This window comes from Pseudomonas sp. TNT2022 ID1044 (genome assembly GCF_028656895.1).
In the GTDB taxonomy this organism is placed as follows: Bacteria; Pseudomonadota; Gammaproteobacteria; order Pseudomonadales; family Pseudomonadaceae; genus Aquipseudomonas; species Aquipseudomonas reinekei.
Genome location: NZ_JAMDHB010000003.1, coordinates 125,501 through 148,699, shown reverse-complemented (window position 1 = coordinate 148,699; position 23,199 = coordinate 125,501). Strand labels below are relative to the sequence as shown.

General features: G+C 58.8%; 19 protein-coding genes, 3 tRNA genes and 1 pseudogene. 12 read left to right on the top strand and 11 right to left on the bottom strand.

The window, feature by feature from the left end:
- Positions 1 to 41: 41 nt before the first annotated feature.
- The 9 genes and pseudogenes from M5G20_RS05465 to M5G20_RS05425 all read right to left on the bottom strand — a co-directional run.
- Positions 42 to 353, bottom strand: a pseudogene (locus M5G20_RS05465) (NUDIX domain-containing protein); the annotation flags it as partial.
- 609 nt (positions 354 to 962) lie between these two features.
- Positions 963 to 1,274 carry a hypothetical protein gene (locus M5G20_RS05460; protein ID WP_273918265.1) on the bottom strand — a complete coding sequence of 104 codons (312 nt, stop codon included), beginning with the start codon at positions 1,272 to 1,274 and terminating at the stop codon, positions 963 to 965.
- Positions 1,275 to 1,493: 219 nt separating this feature from the next.
- A tRNA-Leu gene (locus M5G20_RS05455) sits at positions 1,494 to 1,580 on the bottom strand.
- Between the two features lie 240 nt (positions 1,581 to 1,820).
- Positions 1,821 to 1,894, bottom strand: a tRNA-Cys gene (locus M5G20_RS05450).
- Between the two features lie 46 nt (positions 1,895 to 1,940).
- A tRNA-Gly gene (locus M5G20_RS05445) sits at positions 1,941 to 2,016 on the bottom strand.
- A gap of 63 nt (positions 2,017 to 2,079) precedes the next feature.
- Positions 2,080 to 2,640: a CDP-diacylglycerol--glycerol-3-phosphate 3-phosphatidyltransferase gene (pgsA, locus tag M5G20_RS05440; RefSeq protein WP_075944714.1), complete on the bottom strand. Its 561-nt coding sequence runs from the start codon at positions 2,638 to 2,640 to the stop codon at positions 2,080 to 2,082.
- Positions 2,641 to 2,672: 32 nt separating this feature from the next.
- Positions 2,673 to 4,496, bottom strand: a complete 1,824-nt coding sequence (gene uvrC, locus M5G20_RS05435) for an excinuclease ABC subunit UvrC (protein ID WP_273918264.1) — start codon at positions 4,494 to 4,496, stop codon at positions 2,673 to 2,675.
- Between the two features lie 5 nt (positions 4,497 to 4,501).
- The gene (gene gacA / locus M5G20_RS05430; RefSeq protein ID WP_008015884.1) at positions 4,502 to 5,143 is read right to left on the bottom strand and encodes a response regulator transcription factor GacA; all 642 of its coding nucleotides are present in this window, start codon (positions 5,141 to 5,143) and stop codon (positions 4,502 to 4,504) included.
- A gap of 126 nt (positions 5,144 to 5,269) precedes the next feature.
- Positions 5,270 to 5,713 (bottom strand): GNAT family N-acetyltransferase, encoded by a 444-nt coding sequence (locus M5G20_RS05425; protein WP_273918263.1) that lies wholly within the window; start codon positions 5,711 to 5,713, stop codon positions 5,270 to 5,272.
- 236 nt (positions 5,714 to 5,949) lie between these two features.
- Between M5G20_RS05425 and M5G20_RS05420 the strand changes: the two genes are divergently transcribed.
- On the top strand, positions 5,950 to 6,078 hold the full coding sequence (locus tag M5G20_RS05420; protein WP_273918262.1) for a hypothetical protein: 129 nt from the start codon (positions 5,950 to 5,952) through the stop codon (positions 6,076 to 6,078).
- Positions 6,079 to 6,429: 351 nt separating this feature from the next.
- The gene (locus tag M5G20_RS05415) at positions 6,430 to 7,509 is read left to right on the top strand and encodes a 3-deoxy-7-phosphoheptulonate synthase (protein WP_273918261.1); all 1,080 of its coding nucleotides are present in this window, start codon (positions 6,430 to 6,432) and stop codon (positions 7,507 to 7,509) included.
- Between the two features lie 58 nt (positions 7,510 to 7,567).
- Here M5G20_RS05415 and M5G20_RS05410 read toward each other — a convergent pair whose 3' ends face one another.
- On the bottom strand, positions 7,568 to 8,611 hold the full coding sequence (locus M5G20_RS05410) for a hypothetical protein (protein ID WP_273918260.1): 1,044 nt from the start codon (positions 8,609 to 8,611) through the stop codon (positions 7,568 to 7,570).
- Positions 8,612 to 8,951: 340 nt separating this feature from the next.
- Here M5G20_RS05410 and M5G20_RS05405 point away from each other — a divergent pair, with 340 nt between their 5' ends.
- The 10 genes from M5G20_RS05405 (at position 8,952) to M5G20_RS05360 (ending at position 21,964) form a co-directional block, all read left to right on the top strand.
- Entirely contained in the window at positions 8,952 to 9,833 is an 882-nt protein-coding gene (locus M5G20_RS05405) for an esterase/lipase family protein (protein WP_273918259.1), read from the top strand.
- 106 nt (positions 9,834 to 9,939) lie between these two features.
- Positions 9,940 to 10,221 carry a peptidylprolyl isomerase gene (locus tag M5G20_RS05400; protein WP_273918258.1) on the top strand — a complete coding sequence of 94 codons (282 nt, stop codon included), beginning with the start codon at positions 9,940 to 9,942 and terminating at the stop codon, positions 10,219 to 10,221.
- Between the two features lie 135 nt (positions 10,222 to 10,356).
- Positions 10,357 to 12,225 (top strand): extracellular solute-binding protein, encoded by a 1,869-nt coding sequence (locus tag M5G20_RS05395; protein WP_273918257.1) that lies wholly within the window; start codon positions 10,357 to 10,359, stop codon positions 12,223 to 12,225.
- Positions 12,225 to 13,283, top strand: a complete 1,059-nt coding sequence (locus M5G20_RS05390) for a microcin C ABC transporter permease YejB (RefSeq protein WP_273918256.1) — start codon at positions 12,225 to 12,227, stop codon at positions 13,281 to 13,283. The genes M5G20_RS05395 and M5G20_RS05390 overlap by 1 nt, the downstream gene beginning before the upstream one ends.
- Positions 13,283 to 14,305: an ABC transporter permease gene (locus M5G20_RS05385; RefSeq protein WP_273918255.1), complete on the top strand. Its 1,023-nt coding sequence runs from the start codon at positions 13,283 to 13,285 to the stop codon at positions 14,303 to 14,305. Before M5G20_RS05390 ends, M5G20_RS05385 begins: the two co-directional genes overlap by 1 nt.
- Positions 14,306 to 14,319: 14 nt before the next feature.
- The gene (locus M5G20_RS05380; protein WP_273918254.1) at positions 14,320 to 15,897 is read left to right on the top strand and encodes an ABC transporter ATP-binding protein; all 1,578 of its coding nucleotides are present in this window, start codon (positions 14,320 to 14,322) and stop codon (positions 15,895 to 15,897) included.
- Positions 15,898 to 16,023: 126 nt separating this feature from the next.
- Positions 16,024 to 17,439 carry a sigma-54 interaction domain-containing protein gene (locus tag M5G20_RS05375; protein ID WP_273918253.1) on the top strand — a complete coding sequence of 472 codons (1,416 nt, stop codon included), beginning with the start codon at positions 16,024 to 16,026 and terminating at the stop codon, positions 17,437 to 17,439.
- 310 nt (positions 17,440 to 17,749) lie between these two features.
- Positions 17,750 to 19,141, top strand: a complete 1,392-nt coding sequence (locus M5G20_RS05370) for a GntP family permease (protein ID WP_273918252.1) — start codon at positions 17,750 to 17,752, stop codon at positions 19,139 to 19,141.
- A gap of 7 nt (positions 19,142 to 19,148) precedes the next feature.
- Positions 19,149 to 19,922, top strand: coding sequence for a 3-hydroxybutyrate dehydrogenase (locus tag M5G20_RS05365; protein WP_273918251.1), 774 nt, complete (start codon positions 19,149 to 19,151; stop codon positions 19,920 to 19,922).
- A gap of 86 nt (positions 19,923 to 20,008) precedes the next feature.
- Positions 20,009 to 21,964 carry an acetoacetate--CoA ligase gene (locus M5G20_RS05360; RefSeq protein WP_273918250.1) on the top strand — a complete coding sequence of 652 codons (1,956 nt, stop codon included), beginning with the start codon at positions 20,009 to 20,011 and terminating at the stop codon, positions 21,962 to 21,964.
- A 25-nt stretch (positions 21,965 to 21,989) separates the two neighbouring features.
- Here M5G20_RS05360 and M5G20_RS05355 read toward each other — a convergent pair whose 3' ends face one another.
- Positions 21,990 to 23,099 (bottom strand): PilT/PilU family type 4a pilus ATPase, encoded by a 1,110-nt coding sequence (locus M5G20_RS05355; RefSeq protein ID WP_273918249.1) that lies wholly within the window; start codon positions 23,097 to 23,099, stop codon positions 21,990 to 21,992.
- Positions 23,100 to 23,199 lie beyond the last annotated feature (100 nt).

Here is a 23,199-nt window from a genome sequence, read left to right as displayed (position 1 = left end):
GCTCAGAGTGTGAAAAAACGCATATGGATTCTCGGTGACGGTTATGCAGCCGGTTTGAAGACACCTGCATCCACGAGCATCTCCACTAACGCCTCTGGCCATACCGTTTCTCCCGTAGATCTCAGCTCGTGAGCGGACCACCAGTGATGATCTGTCATGACCTGAATCTCTTGTAAGGTCCATTCGGAGCTAGAAAGGGTATTGTTTTCCGCGTGCACAACGAAATACTGCTCAACTGCGAACACCGTCTCGCCGCTGGGCAGGAGCATCGAAAACCTCCGATCTGACACAGACCCTACAACTGTGTTGACCTGAATACCGGTCTCCTCACGCAGTTCACGTATTGCGGCGGCGTGGATGTATAGAAAGGCGCATTGCCAGAAACCTAGGCTGACGCATGCAGCGCCGATTCCCCTGATTATTACTGGGTACGCTGGAACCAATGAGCCCAACTGGTTTAGGAAGCTTGCAAGTAAGAGGGCGATACCAGATACGCAAACGAAATGCGCAACAGCCCATCGAAATGACAGGTAGCCAACTAATGCATCGTTGACAGCCGCCGAGTATTTCCACTTCAGGAAATGTACGTAAGGTTCGTCGTAGGCTTTCCCGTTGCGGTGTAAGAGTGAAGGGGCTGACCAACCAAGCTTCCAAGCAATAGCGTCTCCGACCGTCCACAACCTGAGGCGATAAAACGAGAAAGCGATAAAACCAACGGCAATCACAATGACCGCCGACATAGCTTCGTGTTCCGCTACCCAAGCCAGCCCGCTCCTATATTCAGTAGCGCTGAATATCGCCACCCCTGACACAACAACGCCAGTGAGTAGATATCTGATTGCGACCTCGATAGTGGAGATCAATCTTGCGAGACTATCCGTGGCTTTTGCCTGTCCAATGAGTAGAGCGCAGCAGTGTAATCCCGGAGTGAGTCCGAGCAGAATCGACAAGGGTTTACGAGTTCACTTTTGCTGAAAAGCATCCAGAATTTTCTGGTCAAAGATTCCCCTTTTCACCAAGTCCACGGCAAGAGGTCTGATAGACATAAATTGTTGGTCAGATAACCCTAAGGGCTTGGTGCCAGATTGCAGAAAGAAAATAACGCCTTTTAAAAACGCTGCGTATTCCAGGGCGCCAGCGTTCCGCTTGCGAACTGAACCTTTCACCTTGGACGTACCACGTTCAGCTTCAGTGGCTTCGCGATGAGCCATCACAACGATTTCGTGATAACCGAGCCCTATGGCGCGTTGAATGAAGTCGCCTTGGTCGTACATACATGGTTCCTGGCTGATACCACGGCGCATTTCCTGTCGCGATTTTGGAGGGTTGCAATCGGAATCACCGATGATGCTGTGATTGTAGTCGGTTCCCGCGCCGTGCCTGTGTCCGTCTGTGTGCGCCAATATCCACTATGTAATAGACACGCAACAGACACGAAAACCATTACCCAACAAAAAAGGCCTACGCCATTAAGCGTAAGCCTTTGTTTAATATGGTGCCCGAAGCCGGAATCGAACCGGCACGCCCTTACGAGCGGGGGATTTTAAGTCCCATGCGTCTACCAGTTTCGCCATTCGGGCGGTAGCGCGGTGAATCAGAGGGTGGAAATATATACATCCCTTCCCGGTGAAGCAAGGACACATTGGTATTTTTCGAGACTAATTCTTGCTGGCACGAAAAATAAAAAAGCTTCGTAAATCATGGATCTACAGAGCTTCTCTACAGTGGTCACCGAAGTCGCAATCGGCGCACCGCACAAACCTTAAACACTGCCCAATAAAAAACCCCGTAGATCATCGATCTACGGGGTTGTTTATTAGTGGAGGCCGAGGTCGGAATCGAACCGGCGTAGGCGGATTTGCAATCCGCTGCATAACCATTTTGCTACTCGGCCTCAAAACATTTGCTGTCAGTAGCGCGACATCAAATGCGTACAAACTTGGAGCGGGAAACGAGACTCGAACTCGCGACCCCGACCTTGGCAAGGTCGTGCTCTACCAACTGAGCTATTCCCGCGTCTTGGTGTGGCGCATTCTATAGAATCCAGAAGCCCCGTCAACCCCTTGATTCAAAAAAGTTTTATTTCTTTTCAACGTCGGTCTTCAGATGCGGCCAGGCAGCCCGCAGGTACTGGACCATGGACCACAAAGTCAAACCGGCGGAGACCATCAACAGGGTGTAACCCAGCAGTACCCAGAAACTGAAGTTGGACGGATTGGCCAGCAGAATCACCAGCGCGAGCATTTGCGCGGCAGTTTTCCATTTGCCAAGGTTCGATACGGCCACGTGGGCACGGGCACCGAGTTCGGCCATCCATTCGCGCAGGGCCGAGACAACGATCTCACGACCGATGATGACCGCAGCCGGCAGCGTGAGCCAAAGATTGCCATGCTCTTGCACCAGCAGCACCAGGGCAACGGCAACCATCAGTTTGTCTGCAACAGGATCCAGGAAGGCACCGAATGGCGTGCTTTGCTCCAGACGGCGGGCCAGATACCCGTCCAGCCAGTCTGTGGCGGCGGCAAATGCGAAGACCGACGCGGACGCCAGGTAGCTCCAATGGTACGGCAGATAAAACAGCAAAATGAAGATCGGTATGAGCAGAACACGTAGAACGGTAATCAGATTAGGGATATTCATCGGCACAACTGGCTGCGAGGTGAGGGAGCATTCTACTCGCTGTGCAGATTTGCATAAATCAACTCTGCGAGCTTTTTACTGATCCCGGGAGCTTTGGCGATCTCTTCGATGCTGGCACGAGACAGCTCCTGCAATCCACCAAAATGTTTCAATAAATCGCGACGGCGTGTCGGCCCTACCCCGGCAACGCCTTCCAGCGTGGACGTTCGGCGGGTTTTGCCGCGTCGCGCGCGGTGTCCGGTAATGGCGAAGCGGTGAGCTTCGTCACGTATTTGCTGGATCAAATGCAAGGCGGGCGAATCACCGCGCAAGGTAAATTCATGGGCGGCGTCGTTCAGATAGAGCGTTTCGAACCCGGCCTTGCGCGTTGCACCCTTGGCGACACCCAGCAGGATCAGATCAGGCACCGCCAGTTCGTTGAGCACGTCACGCGCCATGGACAGCTGCCCTTTGCCACCGTCCACCAGCAGAATGTCGGGCAGCTTGCCCTCCCCGTCCTTCAACTTGCTGAAGCGCCGGGTGAGTGCCTGATGCATCGCCGCGTAATCATCGCCGGCGGTAACGCCTTCAATGTTGTAGCGACGGTAGTCCGCCTTGATCGGCCCCTCAGGACCGAACACCACGCACGACGCCACCGTTGCTTCGCCACTGGAGTGGCTGATGTCGTAGCACTCGAGGCGCTGCGGTGGCTCGTCCAGCTTCAGTACCTCTGCCAGCGCATCGAAACGCGCCGTAATGTGCTGACGGTTTGCCAGGCGTGCGCCGAGGGCCTGCTCGGCATTGGTTACCGCCAGTTGCTGCCAGCGTGCTCGCGTGCCACGCACCCGGTGACTGATGGTCAGTTCACGACCGCGCAGTTCTTCGATGGCCGCAATCAATGTCGGGAAGTCTTCATGAACCACGTTGACGATCAATTCGTCTGGCAAGTCGCGCTCAGGACTGCTGATGAAGTACTGGCCAAGAAACGCCGCCATGACCTCGGACACATCCTCTTCTATACCGACTTGCGGGAAGAAGTTCTTGCTCCCCAACACCCGCCCGCCACGCACGCTGATCAAGTGGACGCAGGCCCCGCCCGGATTGACGAAAGCCGCGATCACGTCGACATCACCGGTTCCGCCTTCCATGCTCTGCTGGTCCTGAACCCGGCGCAGCAGCGAGATCTGGTCGCGCAACTCGGCGGCGCGCTCGAACTCGAGATTGATTGCGGCCTCTTCCATGCCGGCAGACAACTCATCGGCCAGCGCATTACTGCGGCCTTCGAGGAACATCACCGAGTGCCGCACATCTTCGGCATACACCTCGGGCTCCACCAGGCCGACACAAGGCGCCTTGCAGCGCTTGATCTGATATTGCAGGCAAGGACGCGTGCGGTTCTTGTAGTAGCTGTCTTCGCACTGCCGAACGAAAAACGCCTTCTGCAGCAGACTGAGGCTTTCGCGGATGGCCCCTGCGCTGGGGTACGGACCGAAATACTTGCCCTTGGCCTTTTTTGCGCCGCGATGGATGCTCAGGCGCGGAAACTGGCCGTCCGAGAGGAAGACGTAAGGGTAGGATTTGTCGTCACGCAGCAGGATGTTGTAGGGCGGGCGCCATTCCTTGATCAGCGTTTGCTCAAGCAACAGGGCTTCGGTTTCGTTGGCGGTGATGGTCGTTTCGACTTGTGCGATACGCGCCACCAGCGCTGCGGTTTTCGGCGCCAGGCCGGTTTTCCGGAAGTAGCTCGACAGGCGACTTTTGAGGTTCTTGGCCTTGCCGACGTAGAGCAGGCGCGCATCGCTGTCGAACATGCGATACACACCCGGACGCCCGCTGACGGTTGACAGGAAGGCGCCTGGATCAAAGGAATCGGTCATTTTTTTCAGAGACTGGCATCGACCATGCCGTGACGTACCGCCAACAGCGTCAACTCGACATCACTGCTGATCGAAAGCTTTTCGAAGATGCGGTAACGATAGGTATTAACGGTTTTCGGCGACAGGCACAACTTGTCGGAAATGATTTGTACTTTCTGGCACCCGACGATCATCAGGGCGATCTGGATTTCCCGTTCTGACAAGGCATCGAACGGCGAATCATTGGTCGGCTGGAAAGACTTGATCGCCAGCTGCTGGGCAATTTGCGGGCTGATGTAGCGTTGACCGGCAAAGACCAGGCGGATGGCCTGAACCATCTCCGGCAAACCGGCGCCCTTGGTCAGATAGCCTGCCGCCCCCGCTTGCAACAGCCGCGTAGGAAACGGGTCTTCCTCGCATACGGTGACTGCGACGACTTTGATGTCCGGGTGGCTGCGCAAGAGTTTGCGAGTGGCTTCAAGACCACCGATGCCAGGCATTTTGACATCCATCAACACCACATCGGGCTTGAGCTCACGCGCCTTGAGCAGGGATTCCTCACCTGATTCAGCCTGGCCGACCACTTGCAGGCCATCGATGTCAGCCAGCATTCGTGTAATGCCTGTACGAACGAGATCATGGTCATCGACTACTAGCACCCTAATCAAGCAGACACCTCGCGATATGGTCTTATTGGGTTGCCGACACCTTAGCAAAAAGCGACTGGCAGACCTAGCGGAAAGCAGCATATAAAAAGTATCAATTCATCTTGAAAGGCTTGTGGCACGTGTGTTTCAGCGATACGAGACCTTGACGTCACGCTGCATCATCAGGAAACACGCGTCCACACCCACCACCTGTAGTCCCTTTCTTTCATACATCGCCCGCGCGGGGTTATTTTCAAACACTGTCAACCGCACTGCAGGACGTCGCTCTGCGATGGCAAGGGCAAAAACCTGATCAATCACCCAGGAACCTGCCCCCTGTCCCCGAAACGCTTCGCCAATCTGTAATTCGCGAATGTACAAAGCCCTGGCGTCACGACTCAGGCTGACATAGCCGAGCCGCACGTCGTCGCTCACGATCAAACGGTTATCTCGCCCCGCCCATGCCGCATCGAACGCGTCGTCCTGCCACAACAGATCGTGCTGTAGGTAGTAGCGCAGCATATTGCTGCAAGTCAGGTTTCGCGCGAATTCAAGTTCATGATCAGTCGCTGCTTGCCATTCGAACTTCATCGTGCCACGGCGACGGCATTGGCTGAACGGTTCAGGTCGTCAGTAGGTTGGCGTTCAGTCTTGATCATGGCGTCGTGTTCGTCCGGTTGATGCTGTTGTTTTGAAGGCGCGTGAAGTGTGTCACAACTTTCGGACCGCTCAATCGATAGAAAGCGCCATCGATGAGCAATAGCATTTTCTGATTGAATCCTCGCACCGGCCTCTAGTAAGCTCGGCGCATCCATCGGAGACAGACCATGTTCAACGCCCTCTCACAGCTTTCATCCTCCAGCGCCCTGCGCTCGGTTGCGGCTGCCCGGGTGAACGACGTTTGCGCTCTGGTCAGCTTTTATTTTGGGTATTGGTTTAGCCACTGGCGCGCCTGATAACCACACGGCGCCCACTTTGAACGGGTCGCCACCAGAGAATTCTCAACCCCCGGTCGGCCTCCCGACCGGGGGTTTTGTTTTTCTGCACTGAAGCAAATTGCCCCAAACACTTTTAGCGACACAACAGACAATTCGAGGATTCACGACATGAACTACGCCACCTATTACCGTTACGACACTTTTACCGCCTGGCGATTTACCACCCTCCGCTCGGGACAGCCTGCCGCCTCCGATCGGTCACCTACAGGTGGCAAGCACACACACGCAGCCAATCCGGCCAATTGTCGAACACCCCACTAGGGCCGAGCGCGCGGGAGCGAACCCGCCGCCAGCCCAGGAAGCCTGAACATGAACTCGTCCGTCTCTGCTCTGCCACTGTCCACCCTGAGCCCTGCCAATGAAGCGCTGACCCTGCGTCTGCCCAGCTCGTTGCAACTCAAACAGCAACTGCCACTCACCAACGCTCTGACCCAGCAAGTAGCTGCCCACCGCCAGGCGGTCCGCGCGATACTCAATGGCGAAGACGCTCGCCTGCTGGTCATTGTTGGCCCTTGCTCGATTCACGACCCACAATCTGCGCTCGAATACGCCGGCAATCTCGCCCGACTGGCCGCCGAGGTCAGTGACGACATGCTGCTGGTCATGCGCGCCTATGTCGAAAAACCCCGCACCACCGTCGGCTGGAAAGGCCTCGCCTACGATCCGCACCTCGATGGCAGCGACGACATGGCCACCGGCCTGACTCTGTCCCGCGAACTGATGCGCGAAATGCTCCAGCTGGGGTTACCGGTGGCAACCGAACTGCTGCAACCCATGGCGGCCGGCTACTTCGATGACCTGCTCAGTTGGGTCGCCATCGGCGCCCGCACCACGGAGTCGCAAATCCACCGGGAGATGGCCAGTGGCTTGAGCATGCCGGTCGGTTTCAAGAACGGCACCGATGGTGGTGTAGCCGTGGCCAGTGATGCCATGCGCTCGGCCGCCCACCCGCATCGCCACTTCGGCGTCGACAGCCAGGGGCATCCGGCAATCATCCAGACCCCGGGCAACGCCGATACCCACCTGGTGCTGCGTGGCGGTCATCAGGGTCCGAACTACGACCGCGTCAGCGTTGCCAAGGTGCACAACGACTTGACCAAGCTGAAGATCCCCGCGCGGATCATGGTCGATTGCAGCCACGCCAACAGTGGCAAAGATCCGTTGCGTCAGCCGGCGGTGTTCAATGACGTGCTTGAACAGCGCCTGCAGGGTGATCGTTCACTGATCGGCATGATGATCGAAAGCCATTTGTTCGAGGGTTGCCAGCCGCTGAGTGCATCGTTGAAATATGGCGTGTCGGTTACCGATGGTTGCCTGGGGTGGAGTGGGACGCAAGCATTGTTGCGCCAGGCATCCGATCGCCTCCGTGCACAGCGAATCCCCCGGTAAACATGCCCATCGCCCATCAACCAGTCCTCAAGCTAAGACTGGTTGGTGGCCAGCAGTTTCAGGAATGCACCTGCACCAACACTTCCTCTGACTCCTGACTGACATCGTCAAGACGTTCAACTGTGTATGCGACCCGAATCGTCGTGTCCCGATGCTCCCGCCAGAACCTGTAGGGGACGACAAACACCAGTGGCTCGCCGGCCATTTCCCTTGTTATCTCGCGGTCATCGCGATGATTGAAATAGTCGCCATCGCACTTCAGATACACCAGCTCGCCCTCTTCTGCCCCAGCGCCATCGATCACGACGGTGATGCCATCCATCGCATCCTGCAGGTCCAGCGAGCCTTCATCAGCCTCCAGAATCAACGGTGGCAACAGAGGCTCGCGCGACAACGGCCCGATCAGCAATTGCACCAGCTCAGAGTATCGAGGGGCCTGACCTGCTTGCTGGACGCAGTAACTGAGGGTGACGCTTGAGCCAAGGTTGGGGGCGATACAGGCCGGGTTGATCCAGAAGGACAGTTCATTGCCCACGGCAAACGCCTCTACTTTCAGCGTGTCGTCGAAGCTCGCTTGCGATGAAACACCCGCCCACGCCAACAGGATCTGGTCACCTTCGGCCATCCGCGCGTAAGGCCTGATCGTGACAAGCGTGCCTTCGGGTACGCGGTCCGGGTCGATCGTCCCGCCCACTGCATCGGCGGCAATGGCCGGCAGCAAGTCCGGACTCACGTCGCCAACGCTCAACTGCAATCGCGCTGAATGCGCCGGAACCGCCCGCAGGACAGTTTGCAGTGTGTAGAACACCTCCAGCGAACCACCATCGAGTGCGGCAATGTGAGTGGCCGGCACTACAAATACAGTGTCGAGGCCGACCTGCTCTTCGCTGACGAAGCGAGTCACCTGATGCCGGTAAAAGAGACCTTCGACGTCCAGCCCCTGCCAATGCAACTGCAGTTTGTCGCCACTGGCCATACCCGGATAGGGACTGACCCTGACGACGGCTCTTCTTTCCGAGGGTTCCAGCACGGCGTTCTCTGCCGGTTCCAGTAGCGGTGGCGGTAACAGTTGCTGGGCAATGCTTGCTTCATGAGTGGTCATTAAATGGTTCCGGTCCTTGGAATCAGTGCTGCCTTGAGGGGACAGGCAACGAACGAAACCTATTGAACCCGATGCCCGACATTTGCGATGCCGGAGATCCTCTTTCCAGGGAGAGGAAAAAGGACACGCGTGAAGTAGGTCGTTGTTCACGCAAGCTCAGGACTCGCAAAAAGGATGTCTGGATATTCCGATCAAGGCTTCGTACATGTCCGTACTTTCTTACGGCATCTATTACGTTTTCATCAACTTACAGCGGTTTTTTCATACATCGCTCGCCTGTCCGAGTGCTTTAGAGTGAGGCGCATCGCACCTCCTCAATCCCCTGAAAAAGGTAAATTCCATGCAACGGAATGCAAACACCCAGTATCCAGTTCTGCTGATCCATGGACTGTTCGGCTTTGACCGGATCGGTTCGTTCGAGCTCTTCCACGACGTGAAACAGGCCCTCAGAAGCGCTGGTGTGCGAGTTTTCGTGCCGCATTTATCGGCCACCCACAGCAACGAGGCACGGGGCGAACAATTGCTGGCGCAGATTCAACGAGTGCTGGATGGCACAGGCGCGGCCAAAGTCAACCTGATCGGACACAGTCAGGGCGCACTCGCTGCCCGTTACGCGGCAGCGGTTGCTCCACAGTCGGTTGCTTCGGTGACCTCAGTCAGCGGGCCGAACCACGGTTCGGAACTGGCAGATTTCCTGCGCAAGGCCCTTGAACCGGGACGCCTGCCGGAGCAGATCGCGGAAACGGTCGCAACCTTGTTCGCGGACTTCCTGTCGTTGCTCAGCGGTCACCATCGCCTGCCGCAAACTGCCATCGCCGCGCTGAATGCCCTGACCACCACAGGTGTGGGCGAATTCAATGACAAATACCCTCAAGGCTTGCCAAAAACCTGGGGCGGCAAGGGCCAGGAGCTGGTCAATGGCGTGCGGTACTATTCCTGGAGCGGCATCCTGCCGGACAACGTCATGGATGAAGGCATCAATGCCCTGGATCCAACTCACCGTTTCCTTCGGGCGCTTTCGCGATATTTCATCACTGAAGCCGAGCAAAACGACGGCATGGTGGGCCGCTACAGCTCGCATCTGGGCACAGTCATCCGGTCCGACTATCCTCTGGATCATCTGGCGGTGATCAGCCCATCAGCCGGCATGATCAGCAAAACCATCGACCCGATTGACCTCTACGTACAGCACGCCGCCCGCCTGAAACGGGCCGGTCTCTAAAGAGCGCCGGCGCTCCAGGCCGCCTACAGCGGAACTTTGAGAAGAAATCGTTCACTGAATCCGGTAGGCTCACCACTTTACCGAATATTGAAAGGAGTATTTCCCCATGGCTAAAGCCACTGCCCGCCACATCCTTGTTGCCAGCGAGGACAAGTGCAACGAACTCAAAGCCAAAATCGAGGCTGGCGCAGATTTCGCCGAAGTCGCCAAGGCTAACTCCAGCTGCCCTTCCAGCCGTCAGGGCGGTGACCTGGGTTCGTTCGGTCCTGGCCAGATGGTCAAGGAATTCGACACCGTAGTCTTCAGCGCACCGATCAATGTCGTGCAAGGCCCGGTCAAGACCCAGTTCGGTTATCACCTGCTGGAAGTGACCAGCCGTCAGGACTGATCGACGCCTGATACCCGTACGCGACGGCCCGCCTTTTGGTGGGCCGTCGTGTTTCAGATACGTAATACGGCTGGCGAGGGACGCGCCGCTAGCGTACAAATTGTCGTTAACGACCACCCGGCTCTAAGGCTGACAATGCGACTGGCTTTCCCCACTTTGTTATTCACTGCCGTGGCCCTGCTGATGGGCGCCGCGGGTGTGAATGCCGCACCGCAACATGCGTTGACCGTTTACGGCGAACCGGCCAAGTACCCTGCCGGTTTCAGTCACTTTGCCTACACCAACCCGCAAGCGCCCAAAGGCGGGACGATGCGTCGCTCGGCAATCGAGATCGGGCATTTCGACCATGTCTTGCCGTACATCGACAAGGGCATTGGCGTCTCGCAGATTGACGGGCTGCTGTACTCGCCGCTGGCCCAGCGCTCGCTCGACGAGCCTTACACGGTGTATGGCCTGGTGGCGCAGAAGATGGAGCGCTCCGATGACGGGCTGTCGCTGCGTTTCTATCTCAACCCCAAGGCGCGTTTTGCCGATGGCAAGCCGATCACCGCCGAGGACGTGCGCTACACCTTCGACTTATTGATGACCCAGGGCAGCCTGCGTTATCGCACCCAGTTCGCCGACGTCAAAGGCGTCGAAGTGGAGTCGCCGCTGTCTGTGCGCTTCGACTTCAAGAACAACGAAAACCGCACCTTGCCACTGGATATCGCCACCTTGCCGGTGTTCCCCGAGCACTGGTGGAAAACCCGCGACTTCGCCGGTGGCGGCGGGTATGAACCGCCGCTGGGCAGTGGCCCCTATAAAGTAGGCAAGGTCGACTCCGGGCGCAGTATCACTTTCGAGCGCAACGCCGACTGGTGGGGCAAGGACTTGCCGGTCAGCCGTGGCCTGTACAACTTCGATCACTTCAGCATCGAATACTTCGGCGACACCGACGTTGCCCGTCAGGTGTTGCGCGGCGGTGCCTATGACTACAACCGCGAGTTTTCCGCCACCGGTTACTCCATCGGTTACGACAGCCCGGCCCTGCGCGATGGCCGATTGCAAAAGGCCCACCTCGCCATCGAAGCGCCGCAGCCGTCCCAGGGCTTTGTGTTCAACCTGCAAAAGCCGATGTTCCAGGACCGCCGGGTGCGTCAGGCGCTGGTGATGCTGTGGGATTTCGAATGGAGCAATCGGCAGATGATGCGCAATATGTACATCCGCCAGCAGAGCTTTTTCTCCAACACCGACCTCGCCGCCCGACAGCTGCCGGACGCTGGCGAACTGGCGATTCTCGAGCCGTTGCGCGGGCAGATCCCGGATGAAGTGTTCACCCAGGTGTTCCAGGCACCGAAAACCGATGGCAGCGGCATTATTCGCGACAAACAGTTGCAAGCCCTGGCGCTGCTCGAACAGGCCGGCTGGACGCCCAAAGGCGATCAACTGGTCAACGCCGACGGCGAGCCGCTCAGCTTTACGTTCCTGGTCAGCCAGAACGGCATGGATCGTTTGCTGCTGCCCTACAAGCGCACCCTCAAGCAAATCGGCATCGACCTGAACATCCGTCGCATTGACGCCTCGCAGTACGTCAACCGCCTGATGAGCCGTGACTACGACATGATCGTCACGGGCTACCCGGTCACTACTTCCCCGGGCGGCGAGCTGTTCAACTACTTCGGTTCGGCCGCGGCCACCGATTCTGGCTCCAACAACTACATGGTGTTGAAGAACCCGGCGGTGGATACGCTGCTCACCGGGTTGGTCCACGCAGATACCCAGGCCGAGATGCTGCGATATGCCCATGCGCTGGACCGGGTGCTGCAATGGAACTACTACTGGATTCCCAACTATTACCCGCCAGGAACGTCCACCGTGTGGTGGAACCGCTTCGGTATACCCAACGTGCAGGCCAGCAATGACGAAGCCATCGAAAGTTGGTGGGAAGTGAGCAGCACACCGCTGACCAATCAGGAAATGACCGCCGAGCTCATCCGCCGTGGCAAACCCGGAGGACCGCATTGATGTGGGGCTATATTCTGCGGCGTTTGCTGCTGATCATTCCGACGCTGGTGATCATTCTTCTGGTCAACTTCGTTATCGTCCAGGCCGCGCCGGGCGGGCCGGTGGAACAGGCGATCGCGCACTTGCAAGGCATTGGCGGCGCCAGTGTCGGCGGCGGTTCGAGCGAGACCATGACCACCTCCCGGGCTAGCCGCGGCCTCGATCCGCAACTGATCAAGGACATCGAAAAACAGTACGGTTTCGACAAGCCCGCGCACGAGCGCCTGTGGCTGATGCTGACCAGTTACGCTCAACTGGATTTCGGCAAGAGCTTTTTCCGTGGTGCCACGGTCACCGATCTGATCCTGCAGAAAATGCCGGTGACCATCTCCCTGGGCCTCTGGGCAACGCTGATCACTTACCTGGTATCGATCCCGCTGGGTATCCGCAAGGCTGTGCACCATGGCAGTCATTTCGATATCTGGAGCAGCACGGCGATCATCATCGGCTACGCGATGCCGGCGTTCCTCTTTGCCATGTTCCTGATCGTGGTGTTTGCCGGGGGCACTTCGCTGAACTGGTTCCCGGTACGCGGGCTGGTGTCGGACAACTTCGAATCGCTGTCGACCGTGGGCAAAATCGCCGACTATTTCTGGCACCTGGTGTTGCCGGTGACCGCGTTGGTGATCGGCGGCTTCGCGACCCTGACCATCCTGACCAAAAACTCATTCCTCAATGAAATCACCCGTCAGTACGTGGTCACCGCACGCGCCAAAGGCCTGAGCGAACGCCGGGTACTGTATGGACACGTGTTTCGCAATGCCATGTTGCTGGTGGTGTCCGGGATTCCCCAGGCCTTCATCAGCGTGTTCTTTGCCGGCTCACTGCTGATCGAAGTCATCTTTTCTCTCGACGGCCTGGGCCGCATGAGCTACGAAGCGGCAGTGTCGCGGGACTATCCCGTGGTGTTCGGCTCGCTGTTCATCTTCACCCTGTTCGGCCTGCTGATAAAACTGGTGGGCGACCTGTGCTACACCCTGGTCGATCCGCGTATCGACTTCGCCGCGAGGAACGCCTGATGTTCAAGCTTTCGCCGTTAGGCCGACGTCGTTTCGAACGCTTCAAGAAAAACCGCCGTGGCTGGTGGTCGCTGTGGTTGTTTATCGGCTTGTTCATGCTGACCCTGGGGGGCGAACTCATCGCCAATGACAAGCCGCTGGTGGTCAGTTATCAGGGCTCGTTGTACTTCCCTGCCTTCAAGCGCTACACCGAGCAGGAATTTGGCGGACAGCTGCCGTTCCAGGCTGACTACCGCAGCGACTACGTGCAGGAACTGATCAAGAAAGACGGCGGCTGGCTGTTGTTCCCGCCGATTCCCTTCAGTGATGACACACCCAACTATGACCTGAACAAACCCGCCCCGAGTCCGCCGTCGGAGGTCAACTGGCTGGGCACCGACGACCAGGCCCGGGACGTCCTGGCCCGGGTGATTTTCGGCGCGCGGGTGTCGATTCTGTTTGCCTTGATGCTGACCTTCGTCAGCGCGCTGATCGGCATCGCCGCCGGTGCCCTGCAAGGTTATTACGGTGGCTGGGTGGATTTGCTTGGCCAACGGTTGCTGGAAGTCTGGTCCGGTCTGCCGGTGCTGTACCTGCTGATTATTCTGTCGGGGTTTGTCGAGCCGAATTTCTGGTGGCTGCTGGGGATCATGGCGCTGTTTTCCTGGCTGGCGCTGGTAGACGTGGTGCGCGCCGAGTTCCTGCGCGGACGCAACCTGGAATACGTCAAGGCCGCGCGGGCACTGGGCCTGAGCGATCGCAAGGTGATCGTGCGGCACATTCTGCCCAACGCCATGAACGCGACCCTGAGCTATCTGCCGTTTATCCTCACCGGCGCCATTTCGACCCTCACCGCACTGGATTTCCTCGGCTTCGGCATGCCGGCCGGCAGTGCATCCCTGGGCGAGTTGATCGGTCAAGGCAAACAGAACCTGCAGGCACCCTGGCTGGGGCTGACGGCGTTTTTTACCCTGGCGTTGATTCTTTCTTTACTCGTGTTCATTGGCGAAGCCTTGCGCGACGCCTTTGATCCGAGGTCGTGAAGCGGACTGTTGATATGACCAACTTGATCGAAATCCGTGACCTCAGCGTGGCCTTCAGCGGCCAGACCGTAGTGCGCAACCTGAGCCTGGACATCCACCCGGGCGAATGCCTGGCGTTGGTGGGCGAGTCGGGCTCGGGCAAATCGGTGACCGCCCACTCGATCCTGCAATTGCTGCCCGAATGCGGCACTGAAACCACCGGCAGTATCCGTTATCGAGGCCAGGAACTGGTGGGCGCCGACGCCAGGAAACTGCGCGAACTGCGCGGCAACCGGATTGCGATGATTTTCCAGGAGCCGATGACCTCCCTCAATCCGCTGCACAGCATCGAAAAGCAGATTGGCGAAACCCTGCTCGTGCACAAAGGCATGGCCGGCAAAGCCGCACAGGCGCGGATTCTGGAATTGCTGCATCTGGTGGGCATCCAGAAACCCCAGGAACGGCTCAAGGCCTATCCCCATCAACTGTCCGGCGGCCAGCGCCAGCGGGTGATGATCGCCATGGCCTTGGCCTGCGAACCGGATTTGTTGATCGCCGACGAACCCACCACCGCCCTCGACGTCACCGTACAGCGCAAGATTCTGTTGTTGCTCAAATCATTGCAGCGGCGGCTCGGCATGTCGCTGCTGCTGATCAGCCACGACCTCAATCTGGTGCGCAGCATTGCCCAGCGCGTGTGTGTGATGAAGGCCGGCGAGATTGTCGAGCAAGCCACCTGCGAGACCCTCTTTACCGAACCGAAACACCCTTACAGCTGCGTGCTGCTCAATGCCGAGCCCGAGGGTGAGGCCCTGCCCCGGGACGAGCGCGAGAACGTCCTGGAAGTGGACGACCTGCGCGTGCAGTTTGTAGTGGGCGGCGGTCTGTTTCGGCGCAAGACTTACTTCAAGGCTGTCGATGGCATCAGCCTGAATATCCAGCGGGGCAAAACCCTGGGGATCGTCGGCGAATCAGGTTCCGGCAAGTCCACGCTTGGCCAGGCAATCCTGCGCCTGCTCGACTCCGAAGGCAGCATCCGTTTCCAGGGTGAAGCGCTGGACGGCCTGTCGCAGAAGCAGCTACGGCCGTGGCGCAAGAAAATGCAGGTGGTGTTCCAGGACCCCTACGGCAGCCTCAGCCCGCGGATGTCCGTGGCGCAGATCATCAGCGAGGGTCTGGAAGTTCATAGTCAGTTGAACCCTGAGGAATGCAACGCCGAGGTGATTCGCGCATTACAGGAAGTTGGCCTCGACCCGCAAAGCCGCCATCGCTACCCTCACGAGTTTTCCGGCGGCCAACGCCAGCGCATCGCGATTGCCCGGGCACTGGTGTTGAAACCCGCGCTGATTCTGTTGGACGAGCCGACCTCGGCGCTGGACCGCACCGTGCAAAAACAAGTCGTCGCCCTGCTCCGTCAGCTTCAGGAAAAGCATGGCCTGACCTATCTGTTTATCAGCCATGACCTGGCAGTGGTCCGCGCCCTGGCGCACGACATGATCGTGGTCAAGGATGGCAAGGTGGTGGAAAGCGGTGCCAGCCATGATGTATTCGATGCGCCGCAGCACGCGTACACCAAGGAGCTGTTGGCGGCAGCGCATCTGGGGCAGGCATAATCCAGCCAAACCGCGTCGCGGCCTTCGCGAGCAGGCTCGCTCCCACAGGTTTTGTCTGATTCCTGTAGGAGCGAGCCTGCTCGCGATGAGGCCGGTACTGGCAACCTAAAATCAGGACCGATAGCCATGAACACCACCGAAAGCCTCAAGGACTACCAGCGCGTGCGCCTGCTGGCGATCCGTTCGTTGTTCGAGATCATCGAGCAGTCGAGTGAAGGCACGGTGATCGTCGACCGCGACGCCAACATTGTCTGGATGAACGAGCGCTATGCCCGGCGATTTGGCCTGCAATCGGCCGAAGGCGCGATCGGCAAAGCCTGCGAAAGCGTGATCCCCGGAAGCCTGCTGCGTGAAGTGGTGCGCACCGGCCGGCCGATCCTGCTCGACATGCAGGACACCCCCAAAGAACCCCTGGTGGTCATGCGTCTGCCGATTCACGACGACGCCGGCGAGGTGATCGGCGCGATCGGTTTTGCCCTGTTCGACGAACTGCGCAGCCTGTCGCCGATGCTCAAGCGCTACATGAGCATGCAGGAAGAACTGGCGTCGACCCGTTCGCTTTTGCGGGCGCGGCAGACCAAGTACAACTTTGCCCATTTCATAGGCACCAGCGCCGCCAGCCTGGAAGTGAAACGTCGTGCCCGGCGCAGCGCCAGCACCGAATCGCCGGTGCTGCTGCTCGGTGAAACCGGCACCGGCAAGGAATTACTGGCGCAGGCGATTCACAATGCTTCGCCTCGAGCACACAAGGCGTTCGTGAGTATCAACAGTGCGGCGATCCCGGAATCGTTGCTGGAGGCCGAATTCTTCGGTACCGCGCCCGGCGCCTTTACCGGCGCCGATCGCAAGGGGCGTGCCGGCAAATTGCAGATCGCCCAGGGCGGCACCCTCTTCCTCGATGAAATCGGCGACATGCCGCTGCCGTTGCAAAGCAAACTGCTACGAGTGTTGCAGGAAAAGGAATTCGAGCCGGTGGGTTCCAACGAGGTGATCCAGAGCGATGTGCGGGTGATCGCTGCAACGTCGACTGATCTGGAAGCGGCGATCAAGCGCGGCGAGTTCCGTGCCGACTTGTATTACCGCCTCAATGTCCTGCCGATCCAGGTGCCGCCGTTGCGCGACCGCCTGGACGACCTGCCCGCCCTCAGCGAAGCCATTCTTGAGGAACTGCGCAGCCAGCACGAACTGCACAGCGAAGCGCTGGCCTTGCTAACTCAACACGCCTGGCCGGGGAACATCCGCGAACTGCGCAACGTACTGGAACGGGCCGCTTTGCTCAGTGATGACCTGCGGCTTTCGGCTACGGACATCCACGCAGCAATCGGCACATTTACCCCCGTTGAACGCCCGGTGCCATTGGCCCTTGAGCCACTGCAACACGAGACGTTCAGTGCGGCGCGGGAGCGTTTTGACCGGCAATTGATTGAAACCACCCTGGCGCAATGCGGGGGCAAGGTGATTGAAGCCGCAGCGCGATTGGGGCTTGGGCGGTCGACGTTGTACAAGAAAATGGTGGCGCTGGGGATTGCGGAGTCTCTATAAAGAGACTTTGGTCTCTTTATGTAGAAACACCCTTAGAGCGCTTTGCGCTCATCGCCAGCACGCTGGATCCTGCAGGTTTTGCGCGTACGACAATCGGTGGTTCACCCTTACCGTAGGAGCCGGCTAGCTGGCCATGAGGCACTGAGCCTCAACAGAAATCCCGAAACAGAGACAAAACTCTCACAATTCACTGGCCACTCTACAAATATTCATACATTTCAATGTGTTACAGAGTTGGCACGCATCTCGCTATAGCCCCTCCCCAGAACAGAACCACCCTTACAAAAATAACAATCCCAGGAGACACACCATGAGTGTGATCATTGCCTTGGCAGCCCTCGCGCTGCTGATGCTGGCTGCTTACCGTGGCTACAGCGTTATCCTTTTTGCCCCGATTGCCGCCCTCGGCGCCGTCCTGCTGACCGACCCTTCCGCCGTCGCACCTGCCTTCACCGGTGTGTTCATGGAGAAAATGGTCGGTTTCATCAAGCTGTACTTTCCGGTGTTTCTGCTCGGTGCGGTGTTCGGCAAACTGATCGAACTGTCCGGTTTCTCGCGCTCCATCGTCGCCGCCGCCATCCGCCTGCTCGGTACCCGCCAGGCGATGCTGGTGATCGTGCTGGTCTGCGCCCTGCTCACTTATGGCGGCGTGTCGCTGTTTGTGGTGGTGTTCGCGGTCTATCCGTTTGCCGCTGAAATGTTCCGTCAGAGCAACATCCCCAAGCGCCTGATCCCGGCGACCATCGCCCTGGGTGCGTTTTCGTTCACCATGGACGCCCTGCCCGGCACCCCGCAGATCCAGAACATCATCCCGAGTACGTTTTTCAACACCACCGCCTGGGCTGCGCCGTGGCTGGGTGTGATCGGTACGATTTTCGTGTTCTGCGCCGGCATGCTGTTTCTCCAGCGTCAGCGCAACAAGGCCCAGCGCGCCGGTGAAGGGTATGGCACCGAACTGCGCAACGAGCCGGAAACCGCAGCCGACATCAAGCTGCCCAACCCGTGGATCGCCCTGTCGCCACTGTTGGCCGTGGGCATCATGAACCTGTTGTTCACCCAGTGGATTCCCCAGTGGTACGGCAAGACCCACAGCCTGGCGCTGCCGGGCATGGCCGCTCCGGTGACCACTGAAATCGCCAAACTCACCGCCATCTGGGCGGTGCAGGCTGCGTTGCTGGTCGGCATCCTCATGGTGCTGGCGTTCGGCTACAAGGCCATCAGCAGCAAACTCGCCGAAGGCAGCAAAAGTGCGGTCAGTGGTGCCTTGCTGGCGGCGATGAACACCGCTTCGGAATACGGCTTTGGCGCGGTCATCGCTTCCCTGCCGGGCTTCCTGGTGCTGGCCGACTGGCTGAAGAACATTCCCGATCCGCTGGTCAACGAAGCGATCACCGTCACCTTGCTGGCGGGGATCACCGGTTCCGCGTCGGGTGGCATGAGCATCGCCCTGGCGGCCATGTCCGAACAATTCATCGCGGCGGCCAACGCCGCCAACATCCCGCTGGAAGTGCTGCACCGCGTGGCCTCGATGGCCAGTGGCGGCATGGACACCCTGCCGCACAACGGCGCGGTGATTACCTTGCTCGCGGTGACCGGCCTGACCCACCGCGAAGCTTACAAAGACATTTTCTGTATTACGCTGATCAAGACCCTGGCGGTATTTGTAGTGATTGGCACTTTCTACGCCACTGGCATTGTGTGAGGTATTGATGACGACTCTTTCAGGCAAGACCGCACTGGTTACCGGTTCCACCAGCGGCATCGGCTTGGGGATCGCCCTGAGCCTGGCCAAGGCTGGCGCCAACCTGATCCTCAACGGTTTCGGCGATGCGTCCAAAGTGATCGCTGAAGTCGAGCAGTTCGGCGGCAAGGTCGGCCATCACCCGGCCGATGTCAGCGACCCGGCGCAGATCGCCGACATGATCGCCTACGCCGAGCGCGAATTCGGCGGCGTCGATATCCTGGTCAACAACGCCGGCATCCAGCACGTGTCGCCGGTGGACGAGTTCCCGGTGGAGCGCTGGGATTCGATCATTGCGATCAACCTGTCATCGGTGTTTCACAGCACCCGCCTGAGCCTGCCGGGCATGCGCGCCAAGGGTTGGGGCCGGGTCATCAACATTGCTTCGGTGCATGGCCTGGTGGGTTCAACCGGCAAAGCCGCTTACGTGGCCGCCAAACATGGTGTGATCGGTTTGACCAAGGTGGTGGCCCTGGAAACCGCCACCACTAACGTGACCTGCAACGCGATTTGCCCCGGCTGGGTGTTGACGCCGCTGGTGCAAAAGCAGATCGATGACCGCGCCGCCACCGGGATCGACCCACAGCAGGCGCAACATGACCTGTTGGCCGAGAAGCAACCTTCGCTGGAATTTGTCACCCCGCCACAACTGGGCGAACTGGTGCTGTTCTTGTGCAGTGAAGCCGGGGCTCAGGTACGGGGCGCGGCGTGGAATATTGATGGTGGGTGGTTGGCGCAGTAAGGCGCCGCTGCACCCTGTGGCGAGGGAGCAAGTTCCCTCGCCACAAAAAGCCTGTGCGTGTGTAATAAGAAAAATAGGGGGCACCCATGTCAGAAGTTCTGTGGCAACCCAGCGCCGAGCGAATCAGCAAGACCCGCATGGAAGCCTTCCGGCGCTTCATCAATCAGCGGCATCATCTGCACATCGATGACTACCCAGCCCTGCATCAATGGTCCATCGAACAACGCCAGGATTTCTGGCAGGCCATCGTCGACTTCTTCGATCTGCGCTTTCATCAGCAACCCGACGCGGTGCTGCTCGAAGGTGCGCAAATGCCCAGCGCACAATGGTTTCCCGGCGCCACCCTGAACTTTGCCGAACACTTGCTGCGCCGTCGCGACGATGCCGTGGCCGTTGTGGCTGTGGCGGAGAACGGTCAGCGCGAACAATTGACCTGGGCCGAACTGGCAGAACATGTCGCCGGTTTTCAAAATGGTTTGATCGCCGCAGGCGTCGGCGTTGGCGACCGGGTGGCGGCGTGCATGCCCAATACCTGGCAGACATTAGTTGCCATGCTCGCCACCACCAGCCTCGGGGCGATCTGGTCCTGTTCTTCGCCGGACTTCGGCACCCAAGGGGTGATCGACCGCTTCGGCCAGATCGAACCCAAAGTGCTGGTGACCTGCGCCGGTTATCGCTACGCCGGCAAAGAGATCGACCAGCGTGCCAAGGTCAACGAAATCCTTGAGCGACTGCCATCGTTGCAGCAACTGGTCATCGTGCCTTACGCGCGGCCCGAGGCGCACATCGAAGATTTCCGCACAGTGGCCAACGTCACGCTGTGGGACGACTTCTACTTTCCCGGCGGCGAGCCGGATTTCAACCCGGTGCCCTTCGACCATCCGCTGTACATTCTCTATTCCAGCGGCACCACCGGCGTACCCAAATGCATCATCCACAGCACCGGCGGCGTGCTGCTGCAGCACGTCAAGGAACACGGCCTGCATTGCGATCTCGGCCCCGGTGAACGCCTGTTCTACTACACCACTTGCGGCTGGATGATGTGGAACTGGCTGGTCTCGGCCCTCGCGGTCGGCAGCGCCGTGGTGCTGTACGACGGCTCCCCCTTCCAGCCGGACGCCGAGCGTTTGCTCGACCTGATCGACGACGAGCGCATCAGCGTCTTCGGCACCAGCCCCAAGTACCTCGCCACCCTGGAAAGCAGCGGCGTCAAACCCAAGCACAGCCATGATCTGGGCAGCCTGAAAACCCTGCTCTGCACTGGAACGGCCCTTTCGCCCCAGAGTTACGATTACGTCTACCGCGACTTCAAGCCGGACGTGTGCCTGGCCTCGATGTCCGGCGGTACGGACATCGTCTCCTGTTTCGTCAATGGCAACCCGATGTCGCCAGTCCGGCGCGGCGAAAACATGGGCAAGAGCCTGGGCATGGCCGTCGAAGTATGGAACGACAACGGCCAACCGGTGATTGGTGAAAAAGGCGAACTTGTTTGCACCCGCCACTTCCCGGCGATGCCCATCGGCCTGTGGAATGACCCCGACGGCGAAAAGCTCAAGGCCTCGTATTTCAGCCAGTTCCCAGGCGTGTGGGCGCAGGGCGATTACGCCGAACAATTGGCCCATGGCGGGATGATGATCCACGGCCGCTCCGACGCCGTGCTCAACCCCGGTGGCGTGCGTATTGGCACGGCGGAAATCTACCGCCAGGTGGAAAAAGTCCCGCAGGTGCTCGACAGCGTCGCCATCGGCCAGCAATGGCAAGACGATGTACGGGTGGTGTTGTTCGTGCGCCTGACGGAAGGCGTCGAGCTGGATGAAGCACTGCAGCAGCAGATCCGCCAGGTCATTCGCGCCAACACCACGCCACGGCATGTGCCGGCGAAAATCGTCGCGGTGACTGACATCCCTCGGACCATCAGCGGCAAAGTCGTTGAACTGGCGGTGCGCAATGTGGTGCATGGGCAGAAGGTGAAGAATACCGATGCGCTGGCCAATCCAGAGGCATTGGAGCAGTTCCGGGACCGCCCCGAACTCAACACCTGAAAAATCGCCTGCAGGGGGACTTTTGTCAGTCGACGAGTCCCCAATCGCCTGGCGGGGCGTGGCCGTTGGATGTGGCTTCGGCATGTAGTTTCAAACGCAAGCGCAAGTTGTTCACCGAATCGGCATGTTTGAGCGCCTCGTCCTCATCAATCACGCCTTCGACGACCAGTTCGAACAGGGCCCCGTCAAACGTCTGCATCCCCAGCGCCGTTGATTTCTCCATCACGCCCTTCAATTCGGAAAACGCGTTGCGCCGAATCAGATCGCCGATCGTCGGCGTTCCCAACATCACCTCCACTGCCACCCGTCGTTGTCCATCGCGGCTACGGACCAGGCGCTGGGAAACACAGGCCTTGAGATTGTTGCCCAGATCATTGAGCAATTGCCCGCGCCGCTCTTCGGGAAAGAAGTTGATCATGCGGTCCAGTGCCTGATTGGCGTTGTGCGCGTGCAGCGTGGAGATCACCAGATGCCCGGAGTCGGCAAACGCCAGCGCGTGCTCCATGGTGTCGCGATCACGGATCTCGCCGATCAGTACCACGTCCGGCGCCTGACGCAGGGTGTTTTTCAGCGCGGCATGAAAACTGCGGGTGTCGACGCCGACCTCGCGCTGGTTAATGATGGATTTCTTGTGCCGGTGGATATACTCGATCGGGTCCTCAATGGTGACGATATGGCCACTGGCATGCCGGTTGCGATAATCGATCAGGGCCGCCAGCGAGGTAGACTTGCCGGAATCGGTGGCGCCAACGAACAACATCAAGCCTTGCTTGAGCATCACCGTTTCCAGCAATACCGGCGGCAGCTTGAGGTCTTCGTAGCGCGGGATGTCGAGTTTGACGTTGCGCACCACCATTGAAGTGTCATTGCGCTGCTTGAAAATATTGACCCGGAAGCGACCAATTCCCGGCAGGGAGATCGCCAGGTTCATCTCCAGCTGGCGATCGAACTCCAGTCGCTGTTCGGCGTCCATGATGGACGCGGCAATCGCCGCAATTTCTCCCGGCTTGAAGGGTGGGTCGGCAAGAGGTGTCAGGACACCGTCGAAACGCGCACTGGGTGGCGCGCCGGTGGAGAGGTAAAGATCGGAGCCATCCTGGCTGGCCAGGCGTTTCAACAACGCATCGATTTCCATGGCAAAAAGCACCCGCAAAGCATTCAATGAAAAAATGACCCGAAACCGGTCATTCAGCGTCTAGCCGTAATAGTAGACGCCGCCACACCGACTTTTGTGC

What these genes read in the sequence shown, in the direction of transcription:
- M5G20_RS05460 (WP_273918265.1), bottom strand. Translation starts at nt 1,274, where the DNA reads ATGTACGACCAAGGCGACTTCATTCAACGCGCCATAGGGCTCGGTTAT.
- pgsA (WP_075944714.1), bottom strand. Translation starts at nt 2,640, where the DNA reads ATGAATATCCCTAATCTGATTACCGTTCTACGTGTTCTGCTCATACCG.
- uvrC (WP_273918264.1), bottom strand. Translation starts at nt 4,496, where the DNA reads ATGACCGATTCCTTTGATCCAGGCGCCTTCCTGTCAACCGTCAGCGGG.
- M5G20_RS05425 (WP_273918263.1), bottom strand. Translation starts at nt 5,713, where the DNA reads ATGAAGTTCGAATGGCAAGCAGCGACTGATCATGAACTTGAATTCGCG.
- M5G20_RS05420 (WP_273918262.1), top strand. Translation starts at nt 5,950, where the DNA reads ATGTTCAACGCCCTCTCACAGCTTTCATCCTCCAGCGCCCTGCGCTCG.
- M5G20_RS05415 (WP_273918261.1), top strand. Translation starts at nt 6,430, where the DNA reads ATGAACTCGTCCGTCTCTGCTCTGCCACTGTCCACCCTGAGCCCTGCC.
- M5G20_RS05410 (WP_273918260.1), bottom strand. Translation starts at nt 8,611, where the DNA reads ATGACCACTCATGAAGCAAGCATTGCCCAGCAACTGTTACCGCCACCG.
- M5G20_RS05405 (WP_273918259.1), top strand. Translation starts at nt 8,952, where the DNA reads ATGCAACGGAATGCAAACACCCAGTATCCAGTTCTGCTGATCCATGGA.
- M5G20_RS05400 (WP_273918258.1), top strand. Translation starts at nt 9,940, where the DNA reads ATGGCTAAAGCCACTGCCCGCCACATCCTTGTTGCCAGCGAGGACAAG.
- M5G20_RS05395 (WP_273918257.1), top strand. Translation starts at nt 10,357, where the DNA reads ATGCGACTGGCTTTCCCCACTTTGTTATTCACTGCCGTGGCCCTGCTG.
- M5G20_RS05390 (WP_273918256.1), top strand. Translation starts at nt 12,225, where the DNA reads ATGTGGGGCTATATTCTGCGGCGTTTGCTGCTGATCATTCCGACGCTG.
- M5G20_RS05385 (WP_273918255.1), top strand. Translation starts at nt 13,283, where the DNA reads ATGTTCAAGCTTTCGCCGTTAGGCCGACGTCGTTTCGAACGCTTCAAG.
- M5G20_RS05380 (WP_273918254.1), top strand. Translation starts at nt 14,320, where the DNA reads ATGACCAACTTGATCGAAATCCGTGACCTCAGCGTGGCCTTCAGCGGC.
- M5G20_RS05375 (WP_273918253.1), top strand. Translation starts at nt 16,024, where the DNA reads ATGAACACCACCGAAAGCCTCAAGGACTACCAGCGCGTGCGCCTGCTG.
- M5G20_RS05370 (WP_273918252.1), top strand. Translation starts at nt 17,750, where the DNA reads ATGAGTGTGATCATTGCCTTGGCAGCCCTCGCGCTGCTGATGCTGGCT.
- M5G20_RS05365 (WP_273918251.1), top strand. Translation starts at nt 19,149, where the DNA reads ATGACGACTCTTTCAGGCAAGACCGCACTGGTTACCGGTTCCACCAGC.
- M5G20_RS05360 (WP_273918250.1), top strand. Translation starts at nt 20,009, where the DNA reads ATGTCAGAAGTTCTGTGGCAACCCAGCGCCGAGCGAATCAGCAAGACC.
- M5G20_RS05355 (WP_273918249.1), bottom strand. Translation starts at nt 23,099, where the DNA reads ATGGAAATCGATGCGTTGTTGAAACGCCTGGCCAGCCAGGATGGCTCC.